Genomic DNA, 13,970 nt, shown 5'->3' with positions numbered 1-13,970 from the left:
GCCGGAGGAAAGCGCCGGGCGCACACGGCCCGGCGCGTCGGCAACGTCAGAAGCGATGCACGATGCCGAGCTGCACGCCGCGCGCATTCGCGCCCGGATACGCGAGCGGCAGGCCGGGGTTCGCCGCACCGGCGAGCGTGTAGCCGGCCTGGTTGCGGTTGCGCAGGTACGACAGCGCGCCGTAGAAGCTCGTGCGCTTCGACAGGTCGTACTCGTACATCAGCCCGAGCTGGTCCGCATTGTTGCCTTGCGACGACTGGTCGTGCAGATATGCGTAGCCGAGCGCCACGTAGTTCGCCGGATTGAACTGGTATTTGACCGACAGCCCGTACACGCGCGAATCGATGCCGAGATCGGCCCACTTCACCGCGGAAAAACCGCCGTACACGGTCGCCTTGCCGATCTCGTACGACACACCGGCCATGATCGTACGATCGGTCGTGGTCGCCGTCGCGTTCTTCAGCCACTGGCCGGCGACGAACGCACCGAACGGCCCGTGTTCGTAAGTCAGGTCGAACTGCTGGCTGGCGCCCGCCGAGCGCACGCCGCCCGCATCGCCGAACCCGAAGTACAGCCCGCCCTGGAAACCGGCGATCTCCGGGCTCTGGTACGACAGCGTATTGCTGGTGCGGAACGCGAACACGGTCAGGTTGTCCATGCCGGACGCCTGCGTGACACCGCCGAACGCATCCTGCCCGCCCTGGTCGTTGAACAGCGGCGAATTCTGGCGGCCCGCGCGCACCTTGCCCCACTGCCCCGCGATCCCGACCCACGCCTGCCGGTTGAACAGGCTGCCCGAACTCGCCAGCGAGCCGTCGTTCGGGTTGAAGCCGTTCTCCAGCGCGAACTCGATCTTCTGCCCGCCGCCGATATCCTCGCTGCCCTTCAGCCCGAACCGGCTGCCCCACTGCCCGCCCGAACCGATCGCCGCCGTATAGCCGTTGCCCGTGTTCACGTACTGCGCGAACTCGTCGATCACGCCGTACAGCGTGACGCCGTCCTGCGCGAGCGCCGCGCCCGATCCGGCGGCGCACGCCGCCGCCACCGTCACGCGAAGACCGGCGTGCACCATCCACGCCCGGGAGTCGCTGCCGCGGGACTTCATTTTCTTAGTCATACTATTCAACAGCCTGAGAATGAAACGACACCGCGCGCGGCAGCCGCGCCGCACCGGCATCGTCGAAAGGGAAACGTGAGGAAGAACCCGGCGCAGGCAGCGCCCGGCTCGCGCGGCATTCAGGCCGGCAGCCGGCCGGCCCGATGCGCGTGACGTGTCGTCAGTGGTGAACTTCGCCGCGTTCGAGCGGCAGGATCAGGCGTTCGGGAATGCTGCGGCGCGACGCACGCGCGCCCACGTAATACAGCACGGCCGGCACGATCAGGCCGAGGATCCACGAGATATCGGTGCCGCCGAGCGCGTCGACGAGCGGGCCCGTGTAGATGTGCGTCGACATGAACGGCAACTGCACGAGGATGCCGACCACGTAGATCGTGATCGCCATCACGTTCCAGCGGCCGTAGCGGCCGTCCGGATCGGACAGCGCCGGCACGTCGTAGCGCGAGCGCGTGAAGCAGTAGTAGTCGACCAGGTTGATCGCGCTCCACGGCGTGAAGAACGCGAGCAGGAACAGGATGAACGCGGTGAATTCCTTCAGGAACGAATGGCGGCCCGCGAGCGCGATGAGCGTGGAGACGCAGATCATCCCGAAGATGTAGACGAGGCGGCTCTTCGACGACACGGCGCCCTTGCCGCGGAAGCCGCTGACGATCGTCGCCATCGACATGAAGCTGCCGTATGCGTTGAGCGCCGTCACCGTCACCTTGCCGAACGCGATGCTGAAGTACAGCAGTGCGGCCACGGCGCCGGTCGAGCCGAGGCCGACGATATACGCCACCTCATGGTGCGCGAACTGGCTGCCGGCCAGTGCGGCCGCGAACACGCCGAACACCATCGCCGCCTGCGCGCCGATCACCGAGCCCAGGCCGACCGCGAGAAACGTCGCGACCGACGACGTCGAGCGCGGCAGGTAACGCGAGTAGTCGGCGACGTACGGACCGAACGCGATCTGCCACGACGCGGACAGCGACATCGAGAGCAGGAAGCTCGCGAGCGAGAAATGCCGGTTCGCGAGCAGCGCGCCGATGTCGTGGTTCGCGAACAGCTGCGTGAACATGTAGACGAACGCGGCGATGCCGATCACGCTCGCGACCCGGCCGACGGCATGGATCGCGCGATAACCGAACACGGTCAGCACGACGATCACGGCCGCGAACAGCAGGATGCCGGCCGCGTCGTCGACGTGCAGCAGCTGCGCGACAGCCTGCCCGGCCAGTACCGAACCGCTGGCGGAAAAGCCGATGTACATCAGGCACACGAGCACGATCGGGATCATCGCGCCATAGACGCCGAACTGCACGCGGCTCGAGATCATCTGCGGCAACCCGAGCTGCGGCCCCTGCGCGCCGTGCAGCGCCATCACCGCGCCGCCGACGAACTGGCCGAGCAGCAGCGCGACCAGCGACCAGAACACGTCGCCGCCGAGCACGACGGCGAGCGCGCCCGTGACGATGGCCGTGATCTGCAGGTTGGCCGACAGCCACAGGGTGAACTGGCTCAGCAGGCCGCCGTGGCGCTCGGCGTCGGGAATGAAGTCGATCGATCGGACTTCGATCAGGCCGCCGGCTTTTCCACTGGGATTCGTAGACACGGGCAAATCTCCAAAATACTCAGGATCACAAATGGTTCGAACAAGACGGGAAGCTGCGAGCCGCCCTTTCGGCTCTGCGGGTGCGGGGCGCCGTGGATCGCCGGCATGCGCCACGCACGCACGGTTTGCGCGCTGGCGCGCAAGCGGCACGACGTGTGCCGACATTGCCAGCGGATGATCTTGTATATACAACTTGCGAGATATCGGTGATTACCCGGTATCGGCCGATTTTCGAAATCGTCCGAACAATCGGCCCACGTTCGGACGATTTTGTCGAAAGCAAGACGTCGGAATAATGAAAGCTCAGATGCGCGCGGGCGATGCCTGATCGGGTTCGGCCGTCATGTCGGCGGCCGGGAGCACGGTCAGCATGCGCCGGGCTGCCTCGATGTCGCGCACGTGCAGCCACTCGTCGTAATCGTCGCGGCGCAGGATCACGACGCCCCGCTTCTCTTCGCCGGGCCGATGCATCCGTGCGAACAGCGGGTGCGCGTCGGCGTTGACCGTGAGCATCGCCATGCCCACGCGTTCGCGGCCGTCGGCGCCTTCGTAGCGCCGCCAGATGCCGGCGACGCAGCACGGTTGCCAGCCGGCGACGCCGATCCGGTGCCACACGTTGCGACCGGTTTCGTAACAGGGCTCGACGATCCAGCGCACCGGGATCAGGCAGCGCTGGCCGTTGCGCCACGCAGTGCCGTAGAGCCGCGACGAGCCGACCGTTTCCGCCCGCGCGTTCACCGTATCGAGTTTCTTTCTTTTTCGACCGTTCTCGTCGACCCGCTCGGGCTGCATGAATTTCGGCCAGAAACCGAACACGGCCGCGACGACCTCGAGGCCGTCGCCGTCGGCGCGCGCGACCGGCGCCGCGTAGTCGGGATACACGTCGGGTGCCCAGGGGTCGCGGCGGAACAGGTCGCCGAACCCGATCTTCAGTTCGCTGATGCCCGGGTCTTCATCGGGAGCGCGGTAGTGGGTGCACACGGCTCGGTGGACGGTGGAAGCGATGTCTCCATCGTAGGTCAGCGCAGGCGCCGCGGTCACGCGATCGCTTGGTATGACGAAACAGTTTTACGAAGCGACGGATCGACGAATCGACAAAGCGCCTGGCGCCTCCGCCGCTTGCCGTCATGCGTGCCGCGCGATCCGCAGCGTCAGGATTTCGTCGCCGGCGGCGTCGAGCGTGCCCGTCGGCGTCCAGCCCAGATGCCGGTAGAAGCCGTACGAGCGCGACGTCGGATCGGTCGAGCACCCGAGAAACAGCGACGTGAAACCGTTCGCGGCGAACGTGTCGATCACCTGCAGCAGCAGCCGCTTGCCGATCCCCGCCCCCTCGTATTCGGGCAGGATCGCGAGCACGACGATCTCGCCCGATCCGGTGTCGCCGAAGCAGTAGCCGACCATGCGCCCGTTCGCGCAGCAGACCCGGCCCGAGACCAGGCCGTCCCGGATGCCGTCGCCCCAGCTTTCGACGGTGATGCCGAGGTCGCGCAACTGCGCGTCGGTGAATGCGTTCTCGCGCGTCTTGCCGCGCAGTTCGATGCACGCGGCCGCATCGTCGGGAACGGCCTCGCGCCAGGTGAGTTCAGTCATCGTTCGATTTTTCCGTGGTGCGCCGGCGCGACGCATACAGGCAGATCAGCTCCAGCGCGATCGTCGCCCCGGCCAGCGACGTGATTTCCGCATGATCATACGGCGGCGACACTTCGACCACGTCCATGCCGACCAGGTTGATGCCCTCCAGGTGACGCAGGATCTCGAACGCCTGATGGCTCGACAGCCCGCCCGAAACCGGCGTCCCCGTGCCCGGCGCGAACGCGGGATCGAGGCAGTCGATGTCGAACGTCAGGTACACGGGATGATCGCCGACCCGGTCGCGAATGCGCGCGGCGATCGCGGCGGGCGTCGACGCATGCACGTGGCGCGCATCCTGGATGTCGAAGCCCATCGGCGCGTCGTTGGTCGTCCGGATGCCGACCTGGGCCGACCGTCCGGGCACGACCCATCCTTCCCGCGCCGCGTGATAGAACATCGTCCCGTGATCGATGCGCTTGACGTCGCGATCGGGCCACGTGTCGGTGTGCGCATCGAAATGCACGAGCGACAGCGGCCCGTGCACTTTCGCGTGCGCCTTCAGCAGCGGATACGTGATGAAGTGATCGCCGCCGAGCGTCAGCATCGCGCAGCCGCGCGCGAGGATTCCGTCGGCATGCCGCTCGATCGCGCCCGGCACCGATTCGGGCTGCCCGAGATCGAACGCGCAATCGCCGTAGTCGACCGCGGCCAGCACGTCGAACGGATCGAACGACCACGGCCACGGGCGCTCCCACGCGATGCCCGTCGACGCGATCCGCAACCCGCGCGGGCCGAAGCGCGTGCCGGGCCGGTGCGATGCGGCGGAATCGAACGGCACGCCCGTGATCGCGAGATCGACGCCGTCGAGCTCGCGGCTGAAACGCCGGCGCATGAAGCTCGTCGCGCCCGCGAAGGTCGGCTCGGCCTGCGTGCCGTAGAGGCTGTCGCGCGTGAATGCGAAATCGTTCTGGCTCATCGTCGGCTTCCTGTCTGAAGGGGGACGGCCGCGCGGCTGGCGACCTCGTGCCCGATTCTGCCGCCCCGGCATCCGACGAAAAATATGAACTAACATAAGCCGACTTCACAAAACGCGACGTATCGCCATGCTGACCCGATTGAGAGACATGGATGTGCAGCTGCTGCGGCTCTTTCTGACGATCGTCGAAAGCGGCGGCTTCAGCGCCGCGCAAGGCACGCTCGGCATGGCGCCCTCGACCATCAGCACGCAGATGGCCAAGCTCGAGACGCGTCTCGGGTTCCGGCTGTGCGATCGCGGCAAGAGCGGCTTCCGGCTGACGCCGAAGGGCGAACGCGTGCTGCAGTCGACGCGGCGGCTCCTGCACGCGATGGACGTGTTCACGCGCGATACGCAGCACGTGTCGGGCACGTTGCTTGGCGAGCTGCGTATCGGGCTGTCCGAGCGACTGGCGCCGGACGTCGTCGAATCGATCGCGGCGGGTGTCGGCCGCTTTCGCGAACGGGCGCCGGACGTGCTGATCGAGATGGTCGCGGTACCGCCCGACGAGCTGGAACGCCGGCTGCTGAAAAGCGAACTGCAGCTCGCGATCGGCTATTTTTCCGGCCACCAGGCCGGCCTGCACTACACGCCGCTGTTCGTCGAACACCAGTCGCTGCACTGCGGCGCCCGGCATCCGCTGTTTGCGAAAAAGACCGTGTCGGTCAACGACATCGCGGGCGCGAGCAACGTCGCGCGGCTCTACAAGACGAACACGTCGGGTGCGGCGCTGCGCAACGCGCAGCCGACCGCGTTCTCCGAAAACGTCGACGCGGACGTGATCTTCATCCTGTCCGGCGCGCACGTCGGCTTCCTGCCCGACCATGTCGCAGCACCGTGGGTCGCCGCCGGGAAGATGCGCCGGCTGCTCGCGAGCAAGCTGAGCCATACGGTCGAATTCCAGCTCGCGACGCCGCGCAACTGCGACGGCAGCGAAGCGCTGGAAGCGTTCACGGCGGCGCTCGCCGAACAGTTCGGCGAGCTCGACGGCTTCGCGGGCCCGTGACCGGCGCGCGCCGCCCGTTGCGCGTCAGGCGAGCCGGTCGGACGCGATGACCTGCACGCCCGGCCGCGCGTCGATCGCCGCGTCGAGCAGCGCGCGGGCAATCCGCGACGCGGGATTCACGCGCCACTTCGCCGGCAACACGGGGCGGGCCGCGTTCAACGCGAACACCAGCAGCCGCTCGCCGAGCCTGAATTCGTCGCGGCTGCCGCCGATCAGCCCGGGCCGCACATACGTGAGCGACGCGAACCCGACGCCGGCGAGCGCCTGCTCGACCTCGCCCTTCACGCGGTTGTAGAAGATGCTCGATGCCGGGTCCGCACCGAGTGCGGAATTCAGGACGTAGGCCGGGGTGCCGTGGCGGTGCGCGAGCCGCGCGACCGCGAGCGGATAGTCGTGGTCGACGCGCCGGAACGCCGCCTTCGAGCCGGCGGCCCGCATCGTGGTGCCGAGCGTGCAGATCACGGCATCGGCATGCCACCAATCGGCCGCGTCGGGCAGATGATCGAAATCGACCTCGAGCGCGCGCATCTTCGGGTGCGGCGACAACGGGCGGCGCGCGAGGACGATCACCTGATCGACCCGCGCATCGGCGAGCGCGACTTCGAGGACGTGACGCCCGACGAGTCCGGTCGCGCCGACGAGCAGCAATTTCATGTCCGGTTCTTCCGTGTGGAGCCTGCGTTGGCGGAGCGGGAACGCCCCGGTTTCCGGCTTCCCACATGATCGTCGGCCAACTCGGCACCGACAAGCGCCCAACATCTCGAAAAGTTACAGGCCGTGCTCATTTCCTGTCTCTGACTTGACGCGGCACGACTCCCGCTAGGCTTCGTCGACGCTTCGGTTCCGCGCACATTCGAGATTTTTATCGCATCAAAGCGCTCGATATTGATATTTATTCGACATTGATACGACAAATGACGCGGCCAATGAAAAAGAGAACGTTCATTTTTCGCTGTCTTTCGAACATGATGCGGGCGTGCGCTACGACCCGGCCGTCTCGTGTCGCGACACGCTCCAGCGCTCGTATGCCTGCGAGAACGACGACATGTCGCCGAATCCCGGTTCCTGCGTGATTTCCTTGATCGACAGCCGCCCAGGTGACGAAGCTGGAGAACGCGGGCCGCTATCCACTCGAACAGCCCTGGCTGTCGCAGATGGTCGATGCGATCGATGCGTTATGTCGCGACGTGACGGCGCCTCACGTCGACCTGCGCGCGCCGTCATGACGAAGGCGCAAGCGCTAGCGCGGAAGCCGGCGCCTCAAACGAAAAGCCGCCGGTGCGCACGCTGCGCACCGGCGGCCCCCTGTCACACCCGCCCCTCAGACATGCAACGCATGCCCGAGCGCACGCAGCGCGGCCTCCTGCAGTGCTTCACCCAGCGTCGGATGCGCATGGATCGTGCCGCCGATGTCCTCCAGCCGCGCGCCCATCTCCAGCGACTGCGAGAACGCCGCCGCCAGCTCCGACACGCCGCGCCCGACCGCTTGCCAGCCGACGATCAGGTGGTTGTCGCGCCGCGCGACCACGCGCACGAAGCCGTCGGTTGCCTGCAGCGTCATCGCGCGCCCGTTCGCCGCGAACGGGAACGACGCGCTCACGCAATCGACACCGGCCGCCCGCGCGTCGTCCGGCGACCAGCCGGCCGTGACGATCTCCGGATCGGTGAAGCACACGGCCGGGATCGATGCGGGCATGAACTTGCGGCGCTTCCCGGCGATCAGCTCGGCCACCATCTCGCCCTGCGCCATCGCGCGATGCGCGAGCATCGGCTCGCCGGCCACGTCGCCGATCGCCCAGACGTTGCGCATCGACGTCCGGCATTCGTCGTCGATCCAGAGCGCGCGGCCGTTGCGATCGAGCGGCAACGACTCGAGCCCGAAGCCGTCGACGCGCGGCCGGCGGCCAACCGCAACCAGCACGCGATCGGCCGGCAGCGTCTGCTCCGCGCCGTCGGCGGCCTGCACGCGCACCGCGCCGTGCTCGGCGAGGCCGAGCACCTTGTGGCCGAGCAGCAGCCGCACGCCGAGCCGCGCGAGCGAATCGGCAACCGGCCGCGCGAGTTCGGCATCGTACGCGGGCAACACGCGCTCCGCCGCTTCGACGACACTCACGTCGACGCCGAGCTTGCGATAGACGATCCCGAGTTCGAGCCCGATGTACCCGGCCCCGACGACGACCAGCCGCTTCGGCAGGGTCGTGGGCGACAGTGCCTCGGTGGACGACACGACATGCCCGCCGAACGGCATCGACGGCAGCGCGACCGGTTCGGAACCGGTCGCGAGCAGCAGGTGCTCGCAGCTGATTCGCGTCGTGTGGCCGCCGGCGACGACGTCGACGGTCTTGCCGTCGACCACCTGTGCGTCTCCGTGCAACACGCGCACGCCGTTCTTCTTGAGCAGCGCGCCGACGCCGCGCGTCAGCCGGTCGACGATACCGTCCTTCCATGCGACACTTTTCGCGATGTCGATCTCGGGCGTGCGCACGCGAATCCCGAGCGCGCCCTCGCCTGCATGGCCGCGCGCCTGTTCGAATGCGTCGGCCACGTGGATCAGCGCCTTCGACGGAATGCAGCCGATGTTCAGGCACGTGCCGCCGAGGCGGTCGCGCTCGACGAGCACGGTCGGGATGCCGAGCTGGCCGGCGCGAATCGCAGCGACGTAGCCACCCGGGCCACCGCCGATCACCAGTAGCGTGGTGTGTTCGTTCTTCATTGCGCTCACTCCACGAATAGCAGTGCCGGGCGTTCGAGCACCGCGCGCACCGCCTGAATGAATTCGGCCGCGTCCGCGCCGTCGACGACACGATGGTCGAACGACGACGACAGGTTCATCATCTTGCGTGCGACGACCGCGCCGTCGCGGATCATCGGCCGCTCGACGATCCGGTTCACGCCGACGATGCCGACCTCGGGATGATTGATGACCGGCGTCGACACGATGCCGCCGAGCGCGCCGAGGCTCGAAATCGTGATCGTCGAGCCGCTCAGTTCGTCGCGCTGCGCGCGGTTCGTGCGCACCGCGTCGGCGAGCCGCGCGATCTCGGCGGAAATCGACCACACGTCCTTCGCTTCCGCGTGACGCAGCACCGGCACCGTGAGGCCGCTGTCCGTCTGCGTCGCGACGCCCATGTGCACCGCGCCATAGCGCGTGACGACCCCCGCTTCGTCGTCGAAACGCGCGTTGATCTGCGGAAAGTCGCGCAACGCGATCACCATCGCGCGGATCAGCAGCGGCAGCGGCGTGAGCTTGCCGCGCGTGTCGCCGTAGCGGCGGTTCAAATCCGTACGCAACGATTCGAGCTCGGTGACGTCGATCTCCTCGACGTAGCTGAAGTGCGGAATGCGGCGCTTCGCTTCCTGCATCTTGCGCGCGATCGCACGCCGCAAGCCGATGACCGGCACCTCGGTTTCATCGTTGCGTTCGTCGTAGCCGTGCGCCCGCGATCCGCGGGCGCCGCGCGCCGCACCGCCGCCGCTGCCCGCATACGCATCGAGATCCGCGTGCAGGATCCGTCCGGCTTCCCCCGTGCCGCGCACATAACGCAGCTCGATGCCCATGTCCCATGCGCGCTGGCGCACGGCCGGCGACGCGAGCGGCCGTTCACCCGGCGCGAGTGCCGCGCGCGGCGGCTCCACGTGCTCCTTGCGTTCGGCCTGCTTCGCGTGACGCGGCTCCGCAGGCGCGTGCTTCGTCGCCGGCCTGGCGGGCGACTCTGCCGGCGCGTCGGCCACCGCCGTCGACGGCACGGCCGCGGCCGGTGCGGTTTCTACCTTTGATTCCCGCACCGGTGCGCCGGCCTTCAGGTTGCCGGCACCTTCGACCTCGAGGCGGATCAGCTCGCTGCCGACCGCCATCATCTCGCCGATCCGGCCGCCGAGCTCGATCACCTTGCCCGTCACCGGCGACGGAATCTCGACCGCCGCCTTGTCGGTCATCACATCGGCGAGCGGCTGATCTTCCTTGATCGTCTGCCCGACTTCCACGTGCCAGGCCACCAGTTCGACCTCGGCAATCCCTTCGCCGATATCCGGCATCTTGATGACATGAATCCCCATCTCACGCCTCCATCACGCGTCGCAACGCTTCACCGACCCGGGCCGGGCCCGGAAAGTACGCCCACTCCTGCGCATGCGGATACGGCGTGTCCCAGCCCGTCGTGCGCTCGACCGGCGCCTCGAGGTGGTAGAAGCAATGTTCCTGGACCAGCGACACCAGTTCCGCCCCGTAACCGCAGGTGCGCGTCGCCTCGTGCACCACGACACAGCGCCCGGTCTTGCGCACCGACGCGACGACCGTGTCGAGGTCAAGCGGCCACAGCGTGCGCAGGTCGATCACCTCCGCATCGATGCCCGTCTCCTCGGCCGCGGCGAGCGACACGTGCACCGTCGTGCCGTAGGTCAGCACCGTCACGTCGTTGCCGGGACGCACCACGGCGGCCGTATCGAGCGGCACCGTGTAGTAGCCCTCGGGCACCGCGCTCGACGGATGCTTGAGCCACGACGTGACGGGCCGGTCGTGATGGCCGTCGAACGGCCCGTTGTACAGCCGCTTCGGCTCGAGGAAGATCACCGGATCATCGTTCTCGATCGACGCGATCAGCAGCCCTTTCGCGTCGTACGGATTCGACGGCATCACCGTGCGCAGCCCGCACACCTGCGTGAACATCGCCTCCGGGCTCTGGCTGTGCGTCTGGCCGCCGTAGATGCCGCCGCCGCAGGGCATGCGGATCGTCATCGGTGCGGTGAACTGGCCGGCGGAGCGATAGCGCAGCCGCGCGCCTTCCGACACGATCTGGTCGGAGGCCGGGTAGAAATAATCGGCAAACTGGATCTCGCACACCGGGCGCAGCCCGTATGCGCCCATCCCCACCGCCGCGCCGACGATCCCGCTTTCGGAGATCGGCGCATCGAACACGCGCGACTTCCCGTATTTGTTCTGCAATCCTTCGGTACAGCGGAACACGCCGCCGAAATAGCCCACGTCCTGCCCGAACACGACCACGTCGCTGTCGCGCCCGAGCATCACGTCCATCGCCGAGCGCAGCGCCTGGATCATCGTCATCGGCTGCGTTGCTGTGCCTGTCTCGTGTTGCGCCATGATCATGCTCCCAGTTCCTGGCGCTGACGGCGCAGGTGCGCGGGCAGCTCCTTGTAGACGTCGTCGAACATCGAGGCCGGCGACGGAATCCGGTCGTCGGCCAGCGTGCCGAATTTCTCCGCTTCCTTCTGCGCGGCGATCACCTCGGCCTCGAGCTCGGCCGTCAACGCCTCGTGCGCGCTGTCCGACCAGATGCCCTTGACGATCAGGTGGCGCTTGAAGCGTTCGACAGGATCGCCGAGCGGGAAATGGGACCAGTCGTCGCTCGGCCGGTACTTGGTCGGATCGTCCGACGTCGAATGCGCGCCCGCACGGTAGGTCACCCACTCGATCAGCGTCGGGCCGAGATTGCGGCGCGCACGTTCGGCCGCCCAGCTCGACGCCGCGTAGATCGCGAGGAAGTCGTTGCCGTCGACGCGCAGCGACGCGATCCCGCAGCCGACGCCGCGCCCCGCGAACGTCGTGCCCTCGCCGCCCGCGATCGCCTGGAACGTCGAGATCGCCCACTGGTTGTTGACGACGTTCAGCACGACCGGCGCGCGGTACACGTGCGCGAACGTGAGCGCGGTGTGGAAGTCGGATTCGGCCGTCGCGCCGTCGCCGATCCACGCGGACGCGATCTTCGTGTCGCCCTTGATCGCCGACGCCATCGCCCAGCCGACCGCCTGGATGAACTGCGTCGCGAGGTTGCCGGAAATGGAGAAGAAGCCCGCGTCGCGGTCCGAGTACATCACCGGGAGCTGGCGGCCCTTGAGCGGGTCGCCTTCGTTCGACATCAGCTGGCAGATCATGCGCTCGAGCGGCACGTCGCGCGCGATCAGGATGCTCTGCTGGCGGTAGGTCGGGAAGCACATGTCGCCGTCGCGCAGCGCCATCGCATGCGCGGTGCCGATCGCCTCTTCGCCGAGGCTCAGCATGTAGAAGGAGATCTTCTTCTGGCGCTGCGCGATCATCATGCGCGCGTCGAAAATGCGGGTCTTGAGCATCGCGCGCAGGCCGGCGATCAGCCGCGCATCGTCGAGATCCGGTGCCCACGGGCCGACCGCCTTGCCGCTGTCGTCGAGCACGCGCACGAGGCTGCGGGCGAGATCGGCGGTGTCCGCCGCGGCAACGTCGATCGGCGGGCGGCGAACCGCACCGGCCGGCGATAGATGCAGATAGGAAAAGTCCGTCTTGCAGCCCGGGCGCCCGGTGGGCTCCGGCACATGCAGACGCAATGGCTCTGACAGGCTCATCGTGTCGTCTCCACGCTCGATTGTGTCTCACGCTGTTTGGGAACGCGCGACCGGTTGCCGGCCTGCGCGTGGGCTGACGGGCGGATAAGCACGTCAACCTTCAAAATTTATGCCCTGCGGCGACGGACGTCGATGCCCAAGCCGCTCGATCGCGGTGAGCAGATTTGCCATGACGGGCGTCGGCGGGCCATCGGCGCGGCAGGCGGGGTAAACCCATGATGCGTTTGCGGCGCTGCGGTACCCGGCGCGCAGCGCCGGGGCATCGGCGCCGGACGGATCGGCACACCCGGGCTGCATGACGACACGAAGCAAAAGACCCCGCGAAATCCGGAGATCCGCGGGGTCTTTTGTCGTCTGTTCGGGCGCGTCAGCGCGCCCTTGACGATCGTTGCAGCGTGCGACGGATCATGCGTCGGGGCGAAACAGGTCGAACCGGCTGTCGGGCTTGACGTGCACGTAGGCCGACGGGCCGCCCGCGCGCAGAATGATGCCGGCGCCGAACGTGTCGAAGAGGCCGTCCTTCAGCAGATCCTGCCGGATATGAACGGCGATGACCTCGCCGAGCACCAGCGACGCCGGTGTTTCCACGCCCTGGTGATCGCGCAGGCGAACCACGTCGGTCACCTTGCATTCGAAGTTGACGCCGCTTTCCGCCACGCGCGGCACGTCGACCAGACGCGACGGCACCGCGGTCAGGCCGCCCAGCTCGAACTCGTTCACGTCGTACGGCACCGCGGCACACGTCTGATTCATCCGCTCGGCGAGCTCGCGCGTCGCGAGGTTCCATACGAACTCGCCAGTCTCCTGCACGTTGCGCAGGCTGTCCTTCGCGGCGACGCTCGAAAAACCGATGATCGGCGGACGGTAGTTGAATGCGTTGAAGAAGCTGTAGGGCGCGAGGTTGACCGTACCGTCGCTGCCGCGCGACGAGATCCAGCCGATCGGGCGCGGGCCCACGATCGCGTTCAAGGGATCATGTGCAAGGCCGTGGCCTTGCGACGGTTCGTAATAGTGGTGGGTCGAATCGGTCATGACGGGCGGTCTTGCGGGATGCAAACTGCGTTGGATTCCATCGGCGCATCACACGTGCCGATGACGGTAACGGCGTTCAGTACGACGTGCGCGGCCAGTATCACATGGCGTCGCATTCGCTGCCTCGAAGGGCCACTGGACGCGGACGAACCGCAAGGCGAAGTCGCGCGGGTCGAACGACCGGACAAAGGCAGCGCGACAACGGCAACGTTCCACGCTCACGCGCGTCCGGACGCACCAAAAACAAAAAACCCGCGAGCGCATGGCTTCTCGCGGGCTTTCGTACCGTCATCGAATCGCGCTG

13 protein-coding genes are annotated in these 13,970 nt (G+C 67.4%); 2 read left to right on the top strand and 11 right to left on the bottom strand.

The features are described 5' to 3' along the window. Nucleotides 1-46: 46 nt before the first annotated feature. The 5 genes from APZ15_RS09935 to speB form a co-directional block, all read right to left on the bottom strand. Complete coding sequence (locus APZ15_RS09935) at nt 47-1,117, bottom strand: porin (protein ID WP_027787920.1); 1,071 nt, start codon at nt 1,115-1,117, stop codon at nt 47-49. A gap of 160 nt (nt 1,118-1,277) precedes the next feature. Next, nucleotides 1,278-2,708, bottom strand: coding sequence for a purine-cytosine permease family protein (locus APZ15_RS09930; protein WP_027787921.1), 1,431 nt, complete (start codon nt 2,706-2,708; stop codon nt 1,278-1,280). Nucleotides 2,709-3,011: 303 nt separating this feature from the next. Beyond that, complete coding sequence (locus APZ15_RS09925) at nt 3,012-3,689, bottom strand: SOS response-associated peptidase family protein (RefSeq protein WP_027787922.1); 678 nt, start codon at nt 3,687-3,689, stop codon at nt 3,012-3,014. A 144-nt stretch (nt 3,690-3,833) separates the two neighbouring features. Beyond that, nucleotides 3,834-4,298 carry a GNAT family N-acetyltransferase gene (locus APZ15_RS09920; protein WP_027787923.1) on the bottom strand — a complete coding sequence of 155 codons (465 nt, stop codon included), beginning with the start codon at nt 4,296-4,298 and terminating at the stop codon, nt 3,834-3,836. Continuing rightward, nucleotides 4,291-5,256 carry an agmatinase gene (speB, locus tag APZ15_RS09915; protein ID WP_027787924.1) on the bottom strand — a complete coding sequence of 322 codons (966 nt, stop codon included), beginning with the start codon at nt 5,254-5,256 and terminating at the stop codon, nt 4,291-4,293. Before speB ends, APZ15_RS09920 begins: the two co-directional genes overlap by 8 nt. A 127-nt stretch (nt 5,257-5,383) precedes the next feature. On the opposite strand from speB, the gene APZ15_RS09910 reads away from it, so the two are divergent. After that, nucleotides 5,384-6,301, top strand: coding sequence for a LysR family transcriptional regulator (locus tag APZ15_RS09910; RefSeq protein ID WP_027787925.1), 918 nt, complete (start codon nt 5,384-5,386; stop codon nt 6,299-6,301). Between the two features lie 24 nt (nt 6,302-6,325). On the opposite strand, the gene APZ15_RS09905 is transcribed toward APZ15_RS09910, so the two are convergent. Then, the gene (locus APZ15_RS09905; protein ID WP_027787926.1) at nt 6,326-6,955 is read right to left on the bottom strand and encodes an NAD(P)H-binding protein; all 630 of its coding nucleotides are present in this window, start codon (nt 6,953-6,955) and stop codon (nt 6,326-6,328) included. Nucleotides 6,956-7,398: 443 nt separating this feature from the next. Here APZ15_RS09905 and APZ15_RS42515 point away from each other — a divergent pair, with 443 nt between their 5' ends. Continuing rightward, the gene (locus APZ15_RS42515; RefSeq protein WP_255221835.1) at nt 7,399-7,527 is read left to right on the top strand and encodes a hypothetical protein; all 129 of its coding nucleotides are present in this window, start codon (nt 7,399-7,401) and stop codon (nt 7,525-7,527) included. 95 nt (nt 7,528-7,622) lie between these two features. Here the strand turns inward: APZ15_RS42515 and lpdA are convergent, their stop codons facing one another. From lpdA to APZ15_RS09880, 5 genes are all read right to left on the bottom strand, one after another. Next, the gene (gene lpdA, locus APZ15_RS09900) at nt 7,623-9,014 is read right to left on the bottom strand and encodes a dihydrolipoyl dehydrogenase (protein WP_027787927.1); all 1,392 of its coding nucleotides are present in this window, start codon (nt 9,012-9,014) and stop codon (nt 7,623-7,625) included. Between the two features lie 5 nt (nt 9,015-9,019). After that, nucleotides 9,020-10,357, bottom strand: a complete 1,338-nt coding sequence (locus APZ15_RS09895) for a dihydrolipoamide acetyltransferase family protein (protein ID WP_027787928.1) — start codon at nt 10,355-10,357, stop codon at nt 9,020-9,022. A gap of 1 nt (nt 10,358) precedes the next feature. Continuing rightward, nucleotides 10,359-11,399, bottom strand: coding sequence for an alpha-ketoacid dehydrogenase subunit beta (locus APZ15_RS09890; RefSeq protein ID WP_034195800.1), 1,041 nt, complete (start codon nt 11,397-11,399; stop codon nt 10,359-10,361). 2 nt (nt 11,400-11,401) lie between these two features. Beyond that, on the bottom strand, nt 11,402-12,634 hold the full coding sequence (locus APZ15_RS09885; RefSeq protein ID WP_027787930.1) for a 3-methyl-2-oxobutanoate dehydrogenase (2-methylpropanoyl-transferring) subunit alpha: 1,233 nt from the start codon (nt 12,632-12,634) through the stop codon (nt 11,402-11,404). A gap of 405 nt (nt 12,635-13,039) precedes the next feature. Beyond that, nucleotides 13,040-13,666, bottom strand: a complete 627-nt coding sequence (locus tag APZ15_RS09880) for a flavin reductase family protein (protein ID WP_027787931.1) — start codon at nt 13,664-13,666, stop codon at nt 13,040-13,042. Between the last annotated feature and the right edge of the window lie 304 nt (nt 13,667-13,970).

Origin of the sequence: Burkholderia cepacia ATCC 25416 (assembly GCF_001411495.1) — a bacterium.
Taxonomy (GTDB): Bacteria; Pseudomonadota; Gammaproteobacteria; order Burkholderiales; family Burkholderiaceae; genus Burkholderia; species Burkholderia cepacia.
This window is presented reverse-complemented; position numbering and strand designations above follow the sequence as displayed.